The organism is Mycobacterium sp. D16Q16, assembly GCF_002013745.1.
GTDB lineage: Bacteria > Actinomycetota > Actinomycetes > Mycobacteriales > Mycobacteriaceae > Mycobacterium.
On sequence record NZ_MAEY01000021.1, the window covers coordinates 26,150 to 42,974 of the forward strand.

Genomic DNA, 16,825 nt, shown 5'->3' on the forward strand with positions numbered 1-16,825 from the left:
CCACCGCACCAATTCTCGGTGTGGGAAAGGAGGACATCATGAGTGAGTCGGAGCGTTCAGAGGCGTTCGGCACACCGGATGCCGCCGAGCTAGAGCGGCTACGCCGAGAGATTGCGGCGCTTCGCCAAGAGCTGGAAGACAGTGCGACTCAGCGAGGAGCGAGCGCCGGGGATACCGGCCGTCTGCGCGACCTGAACCAGCTTGAGGCCCGCATCGACTCCCTGAATGCGCGGAACGCCAAGCTGATGGACACCCTCAAGGAGGCCCGTCAGCAGCTCTTGGCGCTGCGCGAGGAAGTTGACCGGCTGGGCCAGCCACCGAGCGGTTACGGCGTGTTGCTGGCCGTACAGGCCGACGACACGGTGGACGTCTTCACCTCGGGCCGCAAGATGCGGGTGACCTGCTCGCCCAACATCGAGACCGCCGAGCTGCGCCGGGGCCAGACCGTGCGCCTCAATGAGGCGCTCACGGTGGTCGAGGCCGGCCACTTCGAATCTGTCGGTGAGATCAGCACGCTGCGCGAGCTGCTGGACGACGGTCACCGCGCGCTCGTGGTGGGACATGCCGACGAGGAACGCATCGTCTGGCTGGCCGATCCGCTGATCGCGCCGGACCTCTCGGATGTGTCCGAGGACGCCGACGGAGCGGATCTCAAGCCGCGGAAGCTACGGCCCGGCGATTCGTTGCTGGTTGACACCAAGGCCGGGTATGCCTTCGAGCGGATCCCCAAGGCCGAGGTCGAGGATCTGGTGCTGGAGGAGGTGCCGGACGTCAGCTACAGCGACATCGGAGGCCTGACCCGGCAGATCGAGCAGATCCGCGACGCGGTGGAGCTGCCGTTCCTGCACAAGGATCTCTACCGGGAGTACGCCCTGCGTCCGCCCAAGGGTGTGCTGCTGTACGGGCCGCCCGGATGCGGAAAGACCCTCATCGCCAAGGCCGTTGCCAACTCGCTGGCCAAGAAGATGGCAGAGCTGCGTGGCGACGACTCCCGCGAGGCCAAGTCCTACTTCCTGAACATCAAGGGCCCGGAGCTGCTCAACAAGTTCGTCGGTGAGACGGAGCGGCACATCCGCTTGATCTTCCAGCGAGCCCGCGAAAAGGCTTCGGACGGTACGCCGGTCATCGTTTTCTTCGATGAGATGGACTCCATCTTCCGCACCCGCGGTACCGGTGTCAGCTCTGATGTGGAGACGACCGTGGTGCCGCAGCTGCTCTCCGAGATCGACGGTGTCGAAGGCCTGGAGAACGTCATCGTCATCGGCGCCTCCAACCGTGAAGACATGATTGATCCGGCGATCCTGCGGCCCGGCCGCCTGGACGTCAAGATCAAGATCGAGCGGCCGGACGCCGAGTCGGCGCAGGACATCTTCTCCAAGTACCTCACCGAGAAGCTGCCGGTGAACGAAGACGATCTCGCCGAGTTCGGTGGTGATCGCGGGTTGACCATCAAGGCCATGATCGAGAAGGTCGTGGACCGGATGTACGCCGAGATCGACGACAACCGGTTCCTGGAGGTCACCTATGCCAACGGTGACAAGGAAGTCATGTACTTCAAGGACTTCAACTCCGGTGCCATGATCCAGAACGTCGTGGACCGCGCGAAGAAGAACGCCATCAAGGCGGTGCTGGAGACCGGTCAGCGGGGTCTGCGGATCCAGCATCTGCTCGACTCGATCGTTGACGAGTTCGCCGAGAACGAGGATCTGCCCAACACCACCAATCCGGATGACTGGGCACGGATCTCGGGCAAGAAGGGCGAGCGGATCGTCTACATCCGCACGCTGGTCACCGGCAAGAGCTCGAGCGCCAGCCGTGCGATCGACACCGAATCGAGCCTGGGCCAGTACCTGTAGACCTCTGTGCGGCGTGCTGACAGCTCACACGCGCTGAGCTGTCAGCACCGCGTTCCAATCGCCGCGCGCGAGACGACGCGCGTTCGTCGGGTCGTAGCGGTCCAGGAGCCCGGGCACGCGCTGGTGCGCCACTGTCTGAAAGCCTTGGCGCGCAAGGAGTTCGTCGGCGCGGGCCGCGGTCATACCGGTGCGATAAGGCTCGCCCCGCCGGGTGACGGACTTCGATACTCGACGCACCATCGGCCGGGGGCTGTCGTGGCCGACGATGTCTGGATCGCCGTAGTCCATCACGAGCCGGCTTCCCGGAGCGCAGAGGTTTTTGAGTTGCGCCAGTGTTGATTCCAGTGCGGGCACCGTCAGGTAGTAGGTGACGCCGAGCCAGATCACCAGCGCCGGCGCCGCCGCATCGAATCCCGCGGTGTGCAGGCTGGTGGTCAGATCGTCCCGCTCGAAATCGCAGGGTGCCCATCGTGGCTGCACGCCGCGGTGTTCCAACAAACGCCTTTTGTCTTGCTGCGTCGAGGGCGCGTCGACCTCGAACACGGTGACGGGCAGCGACCCCAGATGTTGACTGCTGGTGTCAAATCCGGCGCCGAGAACAACCACTTGGGTGATGCCGGACGCCGCCGCTGCCCGCAGTTCGTCATCGGAAACCCGCCGGCGCACCATGATGTGGGCGTGCAGACCACCGCACCACCGGTCCAGCAGTCGCAGTCCCCACCGCGCGGTCGTCGGCGAGGTGAGTCCGAGCCGGAACAGCGGGTGCGTCACGAACCAGGCGGACTGCGGATCATCGAGCAGGGCGCCGGGTTGCAGTGACTCGGCGGCGCGCTGCCAGGCATTGAATTGCGCGGTCAGGCTTGCGGTGTGGTCCAGTCGACGTGGGGGCATAGCGCGAGGATAGAAAGCCCGGTGGGCTCACGATGATGCTTTGGCACTGTTTGGCAGTGCCTGGCAGGCGACGGCGGTGCTGGTCAGCGTGGTTTTCCTAGCATGGCGAGTACAGCCCGACGTCAGCCCCAAAGGACGACACATGAAACCCCGAGACATGCTTTCCGCCGAGCGCGCCAGCCTGGCCGAATTCCTGCACACGCTCACCGAGGACGACTGGATGGCGCCGTCACTGTGTGCGGGGTGGCGGGTCCGCGATGTGGTGGCACATGCCAGTGTCGACGCGGTATCGCTCGGTGCGTATCTGGGAACCGCGCTGCGCAACCCATCGATCGACAAGCTCAACGATGCACTGCTGGAACGCACCGGCCATCTATCGAATCAGGAACTGTTGCGCCATTTCGAGTCGGCGGTTCAACCCGGAGCTTTCGGCAAGATGGCGCCCGCGGCTCTTCATACCGACGCCATGGTGCACCAGCAGGACATCAGGAGGCCGTTGGGTAAACCGCGCGCCATCCCCACGGACCGGCTGGTCTTCGCCTTGGATCATCCGGACTTTGGTGCTCACCCGAAGCGCTACACCAAGGGACTGCGGTTTGTGGCCACCGATGTCGACTGGGCCAAAGGTTCCGGGCCGGAGGTGCGTGGCACCGGAGAGGCGCTGGTGTTGGCGATGGCAGGGCGCCCGGTGGTGATCGGTGAGCTCGACGGCGACGGCGTGCCCACCCTGACCCGGCGCATGCGCTAGGCGCGGGTGGCCGCGAGGTATGCGTCGCGGCCGGCCAGGCTGATCGCCACATCGGCGATAAGCGGTTCGAAGAAGCGGCTGCGGTACTGGGGGTCCACACTGCTGTTGACCGTGAAGTACAACCCCGAGAGCACGGCGACCAACAACGCCATATGGATCAGCGTCTGCGGCACTCCGATCCGGATCCCGAACCAGGTGCCCGCGCACGGTGGCGCCGCCCCGGATGCGCAGGCGGCCTCGTTGGACCACAGGGCCATCACGTCGTGTGGCACCGCCACGATACCCAGCAGCATGAAGAAGGCGAACACTCCGGCGGTGAAGAACGCGACCTGGATGGCCTGTGACACCACCATCACCAGCAGCACATTGAGGCGTTCCGGCCACCTCAATTCCAGACGAGGTACCTCATCATCGGAGAGGTCGGCCAGTGGCGTGCCCACCAGCAGTGCCGCGGTGGCCGGTTGTCCGGCACGGTTCTCGCGCAGGCCGGACAGCTCGTCGCGCACCGTCACCGCCATGAAGGCCACCGCCGTCAGTGCCAGGAAACCAATGGTCTGCCATAGCCTTTCCCGGGTAATGCGTGCCGACAGTTGCCAGAGCTCGCCGGTGAAGAACACCACCACGGTCAACATGAGCAGCGGTAGCGCGCGGGACATGAGTGTGGCGAGTGCGCCGAACTGCGTCGAGGCGTAACGCAGCGCCCACAGACCAATGGATCCGGCGCCCAGATATGTCAGCCAAATCAGTACCAGCGCGGCGAGCAGGAACGCGGGCATCATCGCGGCGGCCGATCTCCACGAGCCGGTGTCGGCGAGGGGCAGCACGATCACGAAGATCGTGATGACGAGCCAGGACAAGGCGCGGCGCACCGAGTCGGCGCGGACGGTGCCAAGGCGCTGCAGCGCCGTCAGCACAAGCGGCTGCGCCGCCATGAGCAGGGCGAGCAGGATCAGCAGGGCCATCAGCATGATCGAGCGGGTGTCGTTGTCGGTGGAGAGCAATTCATACAGCGAGACGCCCGCGCCGGCCACTCCGATCATGGGTGCGGCGCGGTCGAGGAGCTCGCGGGAGCGCACCCGCCGGTCCAGCACCACGGGTAGGCCCCGGGACAGGAACCATTCGTGAATGTCCTCGAGATTGCGCATCCGAACATGATGACAAGGCTGTTCGATGAGGCAAAACGGGCGTACTTTGAACCAATCGGGCGGTCGGTTCGTGTAACCGTCGGAGGTGTTCCATGGCGGATGGGCAGGCTGGGCCGAAAGGCATCGGCGTCAATGGCTCATCGAGTCTTATGCGGGCCTTTTACGACGAGTACGCAGGCCCGCTGCATCGCTATGTCATGTATCTGACCCACGACTCGGCGCTGTCGGAGGACATCGTGCAAGAGGTGCTGTTACGCGCCTGGCGGCATCCAACACTGGTCAACCAGACCGAAGGATCTGCGCGCGCCTGGCTCTTCACGGTTGCTCACAATCTGGTCCGCGATAACGCGCGTAGCTCCCGTTTTCGTAGCGAGATAGCCACCGCCGAGACACCTGAGTTCGCGTCCCCCGACCAGGTGGATGCGACGCTGGACGCGTGGCTGGTCGCCGAGGCGCTACGCACGCTGTCCACGGATCACCGAGCCGTCATCCTGCGTGCGTACTACCGCGGGAGTTCAGTCGCCGACATATCCGCTGAGCTGGGGGTGCCCGAAGGTACCGTCAAATCACGCCTGCACTACGGCGTGCGTGCGCTGCGGTTGTCGCTGCAGGAAATGGGGGTCACGCGATGACTATCGAACATGTCTACGCCGATTGGGATGCCGCCTATGTGCTGGGCGCGCTCTCGTCGACCGAACGGCGTGAGTACGAGCAGCACCTGGTGGACTGCGCCAGCTGCCAGCGCGCTCTGTCGGAGGTCACCGCCATGCCCGGCCTGCTGTCCAAGGTCGACCGCGGCTACGCCGAGAAGATGGAACTCGAGGACCCTCCGGCCCTCGCGAAGCCGGCCACCAGCTGCCCGGTCCAGGCTCTGTGGCCCAAGCTGCAGGCTCGGTGGCGACGGCAGAGTGCCGTGCGCCGACTCGCGTATGTGGGCGCCGTCGCGGTGGCCGCGGCCGTGGCGCTGACGGTCTCACTGGTGCCGCCACCGTGGTATCACCGGCCCGCGCCGATGAATGTCGCGGCGGGTTCGTTGCCCTCGGGCGAGCATTGGCAGCCGATGCGTCAAGTGACGCCATCACCGCTGAGCGCGCAAGTGGCCATTGTCCGTGACGGTGCCGGGACTCGTATCGAAATGTGGTGCAGCTATCCGGCGTACGGAAACGATGCCGACGACTCGGCGGCGCCGTACGCGCTGCGGATCGGTACCCGCGAAGGCGGGAACATCATTGCCAGTTCGTGGACGGCCAAGCCGGGCTCCGCGATGATGACATCGACGACCGTTCCGATGGCTCAGGATCAGATCGAGAGCGTCCAGGTGATCGACAATCACGGCGACTCGGCTCCGCTGGTGTTCCTCGAACTGCGCCGCTGAAGTCCCCAGGCGTCAGGCTCGTGATGCTTTGACGTGCCCATATCGGCACCACCTGAAACTCGATTCATATTGCGCCATCACATGATTGAGATAACTCGATCACTTTTTCTCGAGGATTGTTGAACCGGTCACGTGTGACAGTCGTGTACTAGTCATGACCACGCCGATATGTGCCGGGAACGGGAACATACGAGTGGTTGACTGGCTCGCGCTGGAGCTGCGTCACCACGATGTCGACTACCTCTTCGGAGTCGACGGCGCCAACATCGAGGATCTCTACGATGCCGTGCACTACACACCCGGTATCGAAGCCGTCGTCGCCAAGCACGAGTTCTCGGCGGGCACGATGGCCGACGGCTACGTGCGCGCCACGTCGAGGATGAGCGTAGTGGCCGCCACGTCGGGCGGTGGTGCTGTCAATCTTGTTCCCGCGCTTGCTGAATCATATGCAAGCAGGGTTCCCGTCCTGGCGATCGTGGGTCAGCCGCCCCGCCCGTTGGAAGGTAACGGCGCGTTTCAGGACGGGAGTGGGCGTGCCGGAAGCATGGACCTGGAGGCGGTTTTCCGTCCCATCTCCGGCTACTGCGCCCGCGTGGAGCACCCGGAAGACATCGCCGAGGCGCTTAGCCATGCCCTGGCGGCGGTCCGGGACGGCCTGCCCGCGGTGCTCTTGATACCTAAAGATGTTCAGCAGGCGCGCCTGAGGTCGCTGCCGCAGATGCGGGAGCCGCATGCTCGGCCCGGGGCGGTGCCGGCCCAGCTTGCCGATTTCGCCGAGCATCTGGCCGATACACCCGGCCGGATCTTGGTGGTGGCCGGCCCGGAGGTGGCGCGGCACAATGCCCGTGACGAGCTGTCTGATCTCATCGATCGTCTCGACGCCTTTGTCGCGGTATCTCCCGACGCCAAAGATGCTGTAGACGGCGAGGATCCGCGACTGCTGGGTGTCATCGGGGTCATGGGACACCCAGCGGTGGAAAGGATCATGCACCACGGTGTGACGTGTGTGTGCGTCGGGACCACCATGCCCGTGATGACTCGTGGGGGCGTCGACTTCTCGACAACACCGGTGCTCTCGGTCGGTTCGGCGACACCGCACATCGCATCGCGGCACCTGCACACCGAGGATCTGGCATCGACACTGGCCCAGCTCGCCGCGGCCCTACCGGCGCGCGCCCACTGCCCGGACAGTGAAACGATCTACGCACCAGCTCATCTCGAACCGCCCGCACATGACGGCGAAGGTGTCAGGTACCACGATGGCATGCATGTTCTGGACCGGGTGATTCCCGCGGAGGCGGATATCTTCATCGACGCCGGCAACACCGGAGCTGCCGCGGTGCACTATCTGGGCGCCCGGCACCAGGGGCGTTACGTCGTCGCCCTCGGGATGGGAGGCATGGGGTATGCCTTCGGCGCAGGCATCGGCTGCGCCTTCGCGCGGGGCGGCCGCACCGTGGTGGTCGCGGGCGACGGTGCATTCTTCATGCACGGCATGGAGATTCACACGGCAATCGAACATCGATTGCCGGTGACCTTCGTCATCGTCAACAACAACGCGCACGCCATGTGTGTCACCCGCGAACAGCTGTATTACGGAGGGCAATACAGCTTCAACCGGTTCTCGCCCTCGCGCATCGGGGCCGGGCTGGCGGCAATGTTCCCCGGCCTGATGTGCCGTTCGGCCGGTACGGTGGCCGATCTCGAGGCCGCCATGAATGCGGCGATGGCTCACAGCGGTCCTTCCGTGGTGGAGGTCATCTGCTCTACCGACGAGATACCCCCGTTTGCTCCGTTCCTGTCATCCGAAATCGCTAAGGAGAAAACACATGACCGACACGATTACCGAAACATCCAAGCCTGGCCTGAAAGCCTTGCCCGCGCTTAGCGATATCGCCGCCGATGCCGGCACCGAGGATGCGCTGCCCGGGGTGCACCGCATCGAGACCTCGCCGCGCGAGAAGGCGACACCGATCATCATGGACATGATGCGATCGGTGTATCCGCATGATCAGGTGTTCGGACCGTTTTGCACCGTCCAGGAGTATGTGGACTGCCCGCCGGACGAATTGCATCGATACCTCTCCGATACCCGTTGCCTGGAGGAGTGGACCTACAGCCTGCGCGGTTTCGAGGAAACCGATGAAGCCGGGCTGTGGGTCGCGCATGACCGCTTGGGTTCGGACACGCTGATCTATACCCGCACCGAGTCGAACGCCGAATCCGGAACCGTTGATTATCACTGTGCCTGGGATCAGGGCGATCACCTGTGGATGATCTACCTCATGCGGGTGGTCGACGCGCAGGTGGTGCTCAACAAGCCGGGCTCCGTCGTGCTGTGGACCAACTGCCACCACCCGTTCTACGACGAGAATCCGTATCCGGAAACCGCTCCTCCACAACGTAAGCCGTGGGTAGGGGACTTCTGGGACATGTTCGGCGCGGGCCATCTGTTGGAGCTGCTGAATCTCAAGGCCATCGCCGAATACCGCCACAGCCATGGGCTGCCGATCGTTCCGGAGTGGATGAAATGACCGTCAGCATCTTCGATATCTCCAGCTATCTTCCCGAGAACCGGGTCAGCGCCGACTATTTCGCCCAGTACGCCAAGGATGATGACCTGGCTGAGAACGTCATGTTCCGCAGCCCGGCTCATCGGCATCACGTCGCCGCCGACGAATCCGCGGTGGATATGGCCGAGCGTGCGGTCGCCGGTCTCAAGGACCGGCACGGGGACAGTGTGTTGGACGAGGTGGACATTCTGCTGACGCATACCCAGTTGCCCGACTTACCCTTCGTGGGATGCGGTGGAGAGGTGGCGAACCGGCTGCAGATCCGCCCGGAGTGGATTCTGGACGTGCACAACGGCGGCTGCGTGTCGTTCGTTCTGATGCTCAAGCTTGTGCAACAGATGATGGCCTCGTCGAGCGCCCGCTCGGCGCTCATCGTGAACATGCAGAACGCGGCGGGCCAGATCTTTGTGCAAGAGCAAGTGCGCTCCACCGCACAGGCCTCGATACCGGGGGACGGCGCCACCGCGGCGCTGATCACCCGGGAAGGGGGCTCGCCGGTTTTGGGTATCGAGACGCGGAACTTCGGTGAGTTCGCGGGAGACATGACCTACGCGGTCACGCCGCATCGCAAGTACTGGGAGGCCGGCCCTGGGCAGGGGCGGGTGGCGTTCACCGAGCACAAGATCAGCAAGGTGCTGGCCCGCGGCAACCGGATGGTGCCCGAGGTGGCGCTGGCGGTCTGTGATCGAATCGGGGTTCCGTCAACGGATCTCGATGCACTGGTGACCAACCAGCCAAACCGGATCTTCCTGCGGAACTGGCGTGATGCCCTGCAGCTGCCCCGGGAGAAGCACCCCGATACCTTTGACGAGTGCGGCAACCTGTTCGGGGTGGGTATCCCGCACACGCTCGATCAGGCGATCTCCGATGGGCAGGTCAAGGCCGGCGACACCGTGATGCTGGCGGGGTTCGCCCACGCCGGTGATTACGCGGCGGCCGCGGCCGTGCGGTGGGGCGGGAGGGGTCTGTGACGATCAGTCCGCTCCGATTGGCGCTGAACGAAAATCCCTATCGTCCACTGCCGTCGGTGCGCGATGCGCTCAGGCATGACATTGCGGAGGTGAATCGGTACCCGGAGTTTCTGCCTGTGGTGCTCCCGAGATTGATCGCCGAACGTGTCGGTATGACACCGGAGGAAGTGGTGGTGGGTGTCGGGGCCACCGGGGTTGCGCTGCAGGTGTTGCAGGCGTTGTGTCAGCCGGGCGATTCCTTGGTCTTCGCGCATCCGACATTCGACGGTTACCCGATACTGGCCGATATCGCCGGACTGATCCAGGTGCCGATCCCGCTGGCGGACAATGGGATGACTGATCTGGATGAGCTACTGGGAGCGGCCTATGATGCCGATGCCGCCGCCGTGGTGCTGTGCCGGCCACATAACCCGACCGGAACGCTGATACCTGCCGATCAGGTCTATGAGTTTGTCCGTCAGGCTCCGCCGACCAGCGTCGTCATTCTCGACGAGGCCTATATCGAATTCGTGGATCCCGATGCGCATCTGGACATTCCGAGGCTGATCGCGGCGCACCCGAACCTGGTGGTGCTGCGCACATTCTCCAAGGCATACGGGTTGGCGGGGTTGCGCATCGGCTACGGGCTGGCCGCTCCCGCGGTCTGTGGTGTCATTCGTAGATACCAGCTTCCGTTCGGCATGAACCGTGCGGCCGCGGTGGCGGTTGCGGCGTCCTACGCGGCCGAGGATGAGTTGCGGCTTCGGGTCGATTCCATTGTCTACGAACGTGATCAGCTCCGGGAACGGCTCGCGCAGATGGGTGCGCACATTCCGGACTCCCATGCCAACTTCGTGTACCTGCCCGCGCGTGGCGATGGTGAGCCCTGGATGTCGATCCTGGGAACGGATGACGTTGTCGCGAAGGAATATCCCGATGGCGGTGTTCGGCTCACGGTCGGTGATCCGCGCGAGATGGCCATCGTCGCGCGGCGGCTGCTGGAGGTCGACGAGATTGGCGAAGGCGCAGCGCCCCAGATGAGTAGACCTGCGTCATAGACTGGTTGGCCGCGGCGATCCGTCCCCCCGATTGCCGGCCCCGAAACGGCAAGGACCGCCGCGGCCAACCCCCACTTCTCAAAACGCGTAGCGGTGATACTGCGCCATGTATCGCAACGTCGGAGACAGTGACATCACCTTCGCCAGAAGCCGATACGTGGTTTTGGTCCGCTGGAAGGCCTCCGAATCAAACGGTGACTCCCAGCGGAGTAGTTGCAGCCGGGGTATCGCGCCAAGGAGGTCCGCGGGGCGGTCGATGCCCCAATGCAGCGTCGCCCCGGAACGTCGGACCACCGCATTCGACCACTGTGTCTTGATGCCGAACTTGTTGAACGCATCGAATTGCAGTTCCCCATAGGGAAAGTGATCAACGATGCGGCGAAACAGGGCGATGCCGTCGGCCTCCGTCAGGTACATCGTCAGCCCTTCGCCGATCGCCAGGACCGGGCGGTCGCCCCGAATATGTGCGAGCCACGCCGGATCGGTCACCGATGCGGAAACGACATGGTAGTTGTCGTGCGCGGGGTAGAGCTGGCTGCGCAGTGACGCCACATCGGGATAGTCGACGTCGTACCACTCGATTCCCGGGCCAGGGTTCAGCCGGAAGAAGCGACCGTCGAGACCGCACCCCAGGTGTAGCACGACGGCCTCGGCGTGTCTGGACAGAAAGGCCCGGGCCCAGCTGTCGAAGTGCGCGGAGCGAGTCGTCACGGCGGGGGACCTGCCCGCGGTGATGGTCGTCTTGGACCAGTCGTAGTCGATGCGGTCGGCGATATCGCGGGCCAGCCGGTCGCCGAGGATCGGCTCGGGCAGATCGGCATCCAGCGCCTTGGCATAGAACGTCGCCAGCATCGTCTGCGGTGCTCCACTGAGATCGACATGAATCTTCTCGGGGTGGCTCATGAGGCCGACGCTAATGCCGATTCGGTGGCACGCAGAGGAGTCTGAACAGTCCCCGGCGTGGTGTTCAGCCTCACCTCTCTAGGCTGAACGTCATGCAACGGATCATCGGTACTGAGGTTGAATACGGCATTTCGTCACCCACGGACCCTGCCGCCAACCCGATCCTCACCTCTACGCAGGCGGTGCTGGCCTACGCCGCGGCGTCGGGGATCCAGCGGGCCAAGCGCACGCGCTGGGACTATGAGGTGGAGTCGCCGCTGCGTGACGCCCGTGGCTTCGATCTGGGGCGCACCACCGGCCCGGCCCCCATCGTGGACGCCGACGAGGTCGGGGCGGCCAACATGATCCTCACCAACGGTGCTCGCCTGTACGTCGATCATGCGCACCCGGAGTATTCGGCGCCGGAATGCACCAATCCGTTGGACGCCGTCATCTGGGACAAGGCCGGTGAGCGCGTGATGGAGGCCGCCGCGCGACACGTTGCCAGCGTGCCCGGCGCGGCCCGGCTGCAGCTCTACAAGAACAACATTGACGGCAAGGGCGCCTCCTACGGCACCCACGAGAACTACCTGATGGACCGGCAGACGCCGTTCTCGGCGATCATCACGGGCCTCACCCCGTTCTTCGTATCCCGCCAGGTTGTGACAGGTTCTGGTCGCGTGGGCATCGGGCCCTCCGGTGACGACTCCGGCTTCCAGTTGTCGCAGCGGGCCGACTACATCGAGGTCGAGGTCGGCCTGGAAACCACCCTCAAGCGGGGCATCATCAACACACGCGACGAGCCACATGCCGACGCCGACAAATATCGGCGGCTGCACGTCATCATCGGGGACGCCAACCTGGCCGAGACCTCGACATTCCTCAAGGTGGGTACCACCTCCCTGGTGCTCGACCTGATCGAATCCGGGGCTGACCTGTCGGATCTGGCCCTGGCCCGGCCGGTGTACGCGGTGCATGTGATCAGTCGCGATCCGTCGCTGCGGGCCACTGTGGCGCTGGCGGACGGCCGAGAGCTGACAGCGCTTGCGCTGCAGCGCATCTACCTGGAGCGGGTAGCCGAGCTGGTCGCGTCCCGCGACCCTGATCCGCAGGCCGACCATGTGCTGCAGGTGTGGGCCAAGGTGCTCGATTTATTGGAGCGCGATCCCATGGAATGCGCCGACTTGCTGGATTGGCCCGCCAAGCTGCGACTGCTGGAGGGTTTCCGGCAGCGCGAGAACCTGAGCTGGTCGGCACCGCGCCTGCACCTGGTCGATCTTCAGTACTCGGACGTACGCCTCGACAAGGGGCTCTACAACCGGTTGGTCGCCCGCGGATCCATGCAGCGGATGGTCACCGAGCAGCAGGTGCTCGACGCGGTGACTCGTCCTCCGTCGGATACGCGTGCCTACTTCCGCGGCGAGTGCCTGCGCCGCTTCGGCGCCGATATCGCCGCCGCCAGCTGGGACTCGGTGATCTTTGACCTGGGCGGGGATTCGCTTGTCAGGATTCCAACGCTGGAGCCGCTGCGCGGCAGCAAGAGCCACGTGGGCTCGCTGCTGGACTCGGTCGATTCGGCGGCTGAACTGGTCGATCAGCTCACCACGTAACGCGATCGGCGACGCACGCCAGCGAAACGTCACGCCGTCGGCCCTGCCCGGTAGGCTGAACAGAACCGACCTAGCAGTCAGGAGGCAGCGATGGCGCAGGAGCAGACCAAGCGCGGTGGTGGCGGTGACGAGGACGATGTCACCGACCTGGGAGGACCGGCCGGGCAGGAGCGCCGCGAAAAGCTGGCGGAGGACACCGACGATCTGCTCGATGAGATCGATGACGTGCTGGAAGAGAACGCCGAAGACTTCGTGCGGGCGTACGTCCAAAAGGGTGGCCAGTGATCTGGCGCGATGACTCGATCGCGCCCCAGCAGTTCACCCGACACTCGCACCTTTCGTCGTTCTCCGAGTACCTGAGGATTCAGGCCCCGGAGTTACTCCCGGCGGTCGGAAGGGCGACAAGCGACGTGATCGCGAACCTGCCGCACGGCACCACCATCGTGGCGCTCACCTACCGCGGCGGTGTGCTGATCGCCGGTGACCGGCGCGCCACTCAGGGCAACTACATCGCCAACCGCGATATCGACAAGGTGCAGATCACCGACAACTACTCCGCGACCGGCATCGCTGGAACCGCTGCCATCGCCGTCGAATTCGCGCGGTTGTACGCCGTCGAGCTGGAGCATTACGAAAAGCTCGAAGGTGTGCCGCTGACCTTCAACGGTAAGGCCAATAGGCTCTCGGCACTGGTGCGCGGCAATCTCGCGGCGGCCATGCAGGGTCTGGTGGCGGTGCCCCTGTTGGTGGGCTACGACATCGACGACCCGAACGGTGAAACCGCTGGGCGCATTGTGTCTTTCGATGTGGCCGGTGGCTGGCACGTGGAGAGCGACGGCTACCAGGCGGTGGGGTCGGGCTCGATGTTCGCCAAGTCCTCGATCAAGAAGCTGTACAAGCCCGGCGGCGACGCGCTCGGTGCCCTGGCGGTGGCCGTGGAGTCGCTTTACGATGCGGCCGAAGACGATTCGGCAACGGGCGGGCCGGATCTGGTGCGCCGGGTGTTCCCGACGGCCGTTCGGATCGATTCCGGGGGAGCGGTCCGGGTGCCCGAGGCGGACATCGAACGCATCGCGCGCGAGGTCATCGAGAAGCGGACAGAAGCGGCACGTGCCGAGTCAGAATTGCGTGAATCGGGAGGTAAGTCATGACCTTTCCGTACTATGCGTCGGTCGAGCAGCTCATGCGCGACCGTTCAGAGCTGGCGCGCAAGGGAATCAGCCGCGGTCGATCGGTAGTGGCGCTCACCTACGCCGACGGAGTGTTGTTCGTCGCCGAGAACCCGTCCAACTCGTTGCAGAAGGTCAGCGAGGTGTACGACCGGGTGGGTTTCGCGGCCGTCGGAAAGTTCAATGAGTTCGACCGGTTGCGCCGCGGTGGTATTCAGTGGGCCGATATGCGCGGCTATGCCTACGACCGCCGGGACGTGAGTGGACGTCAGCTGGCCAACATCTATGCCGAGGCGCTCGGCACCATCTTCAACGAGCAGGCCAAGCCGTACGAGGTGGAGCTGTGTGTCGGCGAGGTGGCCCACCATGGCCGGGACACCGAGCCGGTGCTGTACCGGATTACCTACGACGGGTCGATCGCCGATGAGCCGCACTGGGTTGTCATGGGCGGGAACACCGAGCCGGTGATCAACTCGCTCAAGGAGAGCTACGCCGAGCGGGCCACGCTCAAGGACGCGGTGGGCTTCGCGGTGAAGGCACTGCAGGCCGGGGCCGGTGCGGCCAATGGCTCCGCGGAGGGCCGGGTGCTGGGTGGCCTGGAGGTCGCGGTGCTGGAGCAGAGCCGTCCACGGCGTGCGTTCCGGCGAATCAAGGGCGCGGCCTTGGAAGCGCTTCTGCCCGAGGACTTCTCACCAGGGCAAACCGAGGGTGGGGGTGATCCCGCACCCGAGTCCGGTGACTCCAAGGAGACCAAGGGCTCCAAAGACTCGAAAGACTCCAAGGACAGTTAGCTCGCGCGCTGTCGGCCCGCGAGGGGCTAACCCCTCGTCCCGGAAGTTATCCACAGCCTGAAATCGATGAAACCGCACGCGTATGTCGGCTACTCCTACCTGGTATCGAACCCGTATTGCACCAGGTAGGAGTAGCAATGTCCGTCAACGATCAGGACACGTACATCGATCTCTCGACGCTGCGGCTCGCCGACGGTACCTGTGAGGCGCTAGCCACCCGCTGTGAGCTGCTGCGGAGCTCATTTGCGGGGGTGATCGCGCGCCTCGACACGTTCGCGCCGGTCAGCCATGCCATCTTCGGCGACTGTGAAGAAGGCCGAGGGTGGGGCCGGGTCGTCCATGACACGGTCCGGGCGCCGACGGGATCTCTGGCCGCCGTCCTCGAGCAGCACCGAACGGCGCTCACCGAGTTCGCCGAGACCTTCCGGCGCATCGGTGATGCCTACCTGGAAACTGACAGGTGCTCCGCTGAGCGCTCCCGGACGTCGGCGCGATGAGCGGCACCGTACGGCCCGATGAATGGCATGGCGACAAGTGGAGCCACGAATCAATCATGGACATGCAGGCGCGGATGGCGCCCGCGGGTATCAGGCGCATCGCCGACGAATGGAAAAGCGCTCTGGGGGAGCTTGATTCGCTGTTCGCAACCTTTCTGGAGGATGTGACCGCAATGATCGACGAGAGTTGGGATGGCCCCGGGGCGCAGGCAGCACTGGGCACCATGCGGGCGTACGTCGAACACTCGGGTGTTGCGCTCCGGCGTGCGTTCACGCTGTCCGCTGGCCTGGAGGTGCTGGCAGGGGCGACGAGTGAACTGCAACAGAAGATCGCGTCCCCGCCCGCCAATGCCCCGGCCGGACGGATGGGTGTGGACCTCGGGTGGGCAACGCCGGTCGCCGAGAACCTCGACCGGTGGGAGCAGGCGTTGGCCCAGGTGCGCACCATGTACAGCGGCCCGGCGGTGCAGGCCGGTAATGCGGTTGCCAAGCTGATCGGCCCTCGGGAACGACTCCGGTTCGGGTCCGGCACCGACGCGGATGCGGTGCCCGACCGGCCGGCGGATGAGCAGGCCGAGCGGGCCGGGGAATTCCTGGCGCGGTGGGGCGCGGAGTTGAACCCGCAGTCGGCGGTGCCCCCGGCCCACAGCGGTATGCCGCTGCAGCTGCCTCTCACGGTGGCGGGAACACCGGGTAATCCATTCCGGGGCAGAGACTTCGGGGTGGGCACGTCCTCCGGATCGGAGACGGACGAGTTTGGTGAGGACGATGTCTATGCGGGCCAGAACTGGATGCGCGATCCACTCTGGCGTGAGAACCCAACCCGCAGTGCTGGGTTCGAATCGGCGACACCGACGAGCCGGCAGCCACTTGCTCCCGACCGGATGCCGGCGATCGGCGCGGGACCCACGGTGGCCAGTGGTGGTGGTATCGGCGCGGGGGCGGCGACACGGGGGTGGGGCGCGATGATGCCGATGATGGGTGCCTATCCGGCGCACGCAAACCAGCGGCGCGGTGACGAGAACGAGCACTACAGCCCGAGGTATCTCGTCAACAGCGACAACACTCGAGAGCTGCTGGGGGAGTTGCCCAAGGGTTCCGCCCCGGTCATCGGGTTATGGGAGGGCGATATCGCCGACGACGATTTCGGGCCGCCCGGCCGGCGTGGGTTTCGTTCGCGCTGAGTCGGACCCTTGAGGGGTTGGGTTTGCGCCGGTATCAATACCGGGTGCCTTCGACACCCTCTGCTGATAGCTGCTGTCGCCTGACGCCGTCACGTA

General features: G+C 64.9%; 17 protein-coding genes. 14 read left to right on the top strand and 3 right to left on the bottom strand.

Annotated features, from left to right (window positions below; all coding sequences use genetic code 11):
- Nucleotides 1-38 precede the first annotated feature (38 nt).
- A complete protein-coding gene (gene arc, locus B4394_RS19355) occupies nucleotides 39-1,856 on the top strand; it encodes a proteasome ATPase (protein ID WP_078311838.1) in 1,818 nt (605 codons plus the stop codon).
- A gap of 24 nt (nucleotides 1,857-1,880) precedes the next feature.
- On the opposite strand, the gene B4394_RS19360 is transcribed toward arc, so the two are convergent.
- A complete protein-coding gene (locus B4394_RS19360; RefSeq protein ID WP_078311733.1) occupies nucleotides 1,881-2,747 on the bottom strand; it encodes a class I SAM-dependent methyltransferase in 867 nt (288 codons plus the stop codon).
- A 142-nt stretch (nucleotides 2,748-2,889) separates the two neighbouring features.
- Between B4394_RS19360 and B4394_RS19365 the strand changes: the two genes are divergently transcribed.
- Complete coding sequence (locus tag B4394_RS19365) at nucleotides 2,890-3,495, top strand: maleylpyruvate isomerase family mycothiol-dependent enzyme (protein ID WP_286142118.1); 606 nt, start codon at nucleotides 2,890-2,892, stop codon at nucleotides 3,493-3,495.
- Here the strand turns inward: B4394_RS19365 and B4394_RS19370 are convergent.
- Nucleotides 3,492-4,640, bottom strand: coding sequence for a hypothetical protein (locus B4394_RS19370; RefSeq protein ID WP_078311731.1), 1,149 nt, complete (start codon nucleotides 4,638-4,640; stop codon nucleotides 3,492-3,494). The genes B4394_RS19365 and B4394_RS19370 overlap by 4 nt on opposite strands.
- Before the next feature lie 149 nt (nucleotides 4,641-4,789).
- On the opposite strand from B4394_RS19370, the gene B4394_RS19375 reads away from it, so the two are divergent.
- From B4394_RS19375 to B4394_RS19400, 6 genes are all read left to right on the top strand, one after another.
- Nucleotides 4,790-5,272: a sigma-70 family RNA polymerase sigma factor gene (locus B4394_RS19375; RefSeq protein WP_078292053.1), complete on the top strand. Its 483-nt coding sequence runs from the start codon at nucleotides 4,790-4,792 to the stop codon at nucleotides 5,270-5,272.
- The gene (locus B4394_RS19380) at nucleotides 5,269-6,015 is read left to right on the top strand and encodes an anti-sigma factor family protein (protein WP_078311730.1); all 747 of its coding nucleotides are present in this window, start codon (nucleotides 5,269-5,271) and stop codon (nucleotides 6,013-6,015) included. The genes B4394_RS19375 and B4394_RS19380 overlap by 4 nt, the downstream gene beginning before the upstream one ends.
- Nucleotides 6,016-6,169: 154 nt before the next feature.
- A complete protein-coding gene (locus B4394_RS19385; protein ID WP_078315991.1) occupies nucleotides 6,170-7,903 on the top strand; it encodes a thiamine pyrophosphate-binding protein in 1,734 nt (577 codons plus the stop codon).
- Complete coding sequence (locus tag B4394_RS19390) at nucleotides 7,890-8,549, top strand: SRPBCC family protein (protein WP_170915044.1); 660 nt, start codon at nucleotides 7,890-7,892, stop codon at nucleotides 8,547-8,549. The genes B4394_RS19385 and B4394_RS19390 overlap by 14 nt, the downstream gene beginning before the upstream one ends.
- Nucleotides 8,546-9,559: a 3-oxoacyl-ACP synthase III family protein gene (locus tag B4394_RS19395; RefSeq protein ID WP_078311728.1), complete on the top strand. Its 1,014-nt coding sequence runs from the start codon at nucleotides 8,546-8,548 to the stop codon at nucleotides 9,557-9,559. The genes B4394_RS19390 and B4394_RS19395 overlap by 4 nt, the downstream gene beginning before the upstream one ends.
- Nucleotides 9,538-10,596 (top strand): aminotransferase class I/II-fold pyridoxal phosphate-dependent enzyme, encoded by a 1,059-nt coding sequence (locus B4394_RS19400; RefSeq protein ID WP_078311727.1) that lies wholly within the window; start codon nucleotides 9,538-9,540, stop codon nucleotides 10,594-10,596. Before B4394_RS19395 ends, B4394_RS19400 begins: the two co-directional genes overlap by 22 nt.
- Nucleotides 10,597-10,674: 78 nt before the next feature.
- Here B4394_RS19400 and B4394_RS19405 read toward each other — a convergent pair whose 3' ends face one another.
- On the bottom strand, nucleotides 10,675-11,499 hold the full coding sequence (locus B4394_RS19405; protein ID WP_078315992.1) for a class I SAM-dependent methyltransferase: 825 nt from the start codon (nucleotides 11,497-11,499) through the stop codon (nucleotides 10,675-10,677).
- Nucleotides 11,500-11,591: 92 nt separating this feature from the next.
- Here B4394_RS19405 and dop point away from each other — a divergent pair, with 92 nt between their 5' ends.
- The 6 genes from dop to B4394_RS19435 all read left to right on the top strand — a co-directional run bounded on the left by dop (nucleotide 11,592) and on the right by B4394_RS19435 (nucleotide 16,729).
- Nucleotides 11,592-13,088 (top strand): depupylase/deamidase Dop, encoded by a 1,497-nt coding sequence (gene dop, locus B4394_RS19410; RefSeq protein WP_078292068.1) that lies wholly within the window; start codon nucleotides 11,592-11,594, stop codon nucleotides 13,086-13,088.
- Between the two features lie 90 nt (nucleotides 13,089-13,178).
- Nucleotides 13,179-13,373 carry a ubiquitin-like protein Pup gene (locus tag B4394_RS19415; RefSeq protein ID WP_030095612.1) on the top strand — a complete coding sequence of 65 codons (195 nt, stop codon included), beginning with the start codon at nucleotides 13,179-13,181 and terminating at the stop codon, nucleotides 13,371-13,373.
- Entirely contained in the window at nucleotides 13,370-14,239 is an 870-nt protein-coding gene (gene prcB, locus B4394_RS19420) for a proteasome subunit beta (RefSeq protein WP_078311725.1), read from the top strand. Before B4394_RS19415 ends, prcB begins: the two co-directional genes overlap by 4 nt.
- Complete coding sequence (prcA, locus tag B4394_RS19425; protein ID WP_078315993.1) at nucleotides 14,236-15,048, top strand: proteasome subunit alpha; 813 nt, start codon at nucleotides 14,236-14,238, stop codon at nucleotides 15,046-15,048. Before prcB ends, prcA begins: the two co-directional genes overlap by 4 nt.
- 137 nt (nucleotides 15,049-15,185) lie before the next feature.
- A complete protein-coding gene (locus B4394_RS19430; RefSeq protein ID WP_078311723.1) occupies nucleotides 15,186-15,545 on the top strand; it encodes a hypothetical protein in 360 nt (119 codons plus the stop codon).
- Entirely contained in the window at nucleotides 15,542-16,729 is a 1,188-nt protein-coding gene (locus B4394_RS19435) for a hypothetical protein (RefSeq protein ID WP_078315994.1), read from the top strand. The genes B4394_RS19430 and B4394_RS19435 overlap by 4 nt, the downstream gene beginning before the upstream one ends.
- Nucleotides 16,730-16,825: the final 96 nt, after the last annotated feature.

Bases quoted from the DNA above. Each gene is read 5' to 3' on its own strand.
- B4394_RS19380 (WP_078311730.1), top strand. From the start codon at position 5,269: ATGACTATCGAACATGTCTACGCCGATTGGGATGCCGCCTATGTGCTG.
- B4394_RS19375 (WP_078292053.1), top strand. From the start codon at position 4,790: ATGCGGGCCTTTTACGACGAGTACGCAGGCCCGCTGCATCGCTATGTC.
- B4394_RS19385 (WP_078315991.1), top strand. From the start codon at position 6,170: ATGACCACGCCGATATGTGCCGGGAACGGGAACATACGAGTGGTTGAC.
- dop (WP_078292068.1), top strand. From the start codon at position 11,592: ATGCAACGGATCATCGGTACTGAGGTTGAATACGGCATTTCGTCACCC.
- B4394_RS19435 (WP_078315994.1), top strand. From the start codon at position 15,542: ATGAGCGGCACCGTACGGCCCGATGAATGGCATGGCGACAAGTGGAGC.
- B4394_RS19405 (WP_078315992.1), bottom strand. From the start codon at position 11,499: ATGAGCCACCCCGAGAAGATTCATGTCGATCTCAGTGGAGCACCGCAG.
- arc (WP_078311838.1), top strand. From the start codon at position 39: ATGAGTGAGTCGGAGCGTTCAGAGGCGTTCGGCACACCGGATGCCGCC.
- B4394_RS19415 (WP_030095612.1), top strand. From the start codon at position 13,179: ATGGCGCAGGAGCAGACCAAGCGCGGTGGTGGCGGTGACGAGGACGAT.
- B4394_RS19360 (WP_078311733.1), bottom strand. From the start codon at position 2,747: ATGCCCCCACGTCGACTGGACCACACCGCAAGCCTGACCGCGCAATTC.
- B4394_RS19395 (WP_078311728.1), top strand. From the start codon at position 8,546: ATGACCGTCAGCATCTTCGATATCTCCAGCTATCTTCCCGAGAACCGG.
- B4394_RS19430 (WP_078311723.1), top strand. From the start codon at position 15,186: ATGTCCGTCAACGATCAGGACACGTACATCGATCTCTCGACGCTGCGG.
- B4394_RS19370 (WP_078311731.1), bottom strand. From the start codon at position 4,640: ATGCGCAATCTCGAGGACATTCACGAATGGTTCCTGTCCCGGGGCCTA.
- prcA (WP_078315993.1), top strand. From the start codon at position 14,236: ATGACCTTTCCGTACTATGCGTCGGTCGAGCAGCTCATGCGCGACCGT.
- B4394_RS19365 (WP_286142118.1), top strand. From the start codon at position 2,890: ATGAAACCCCGAGACATGCTTTCCGCCGAGCGCGCCAGCCTGGCCGAA.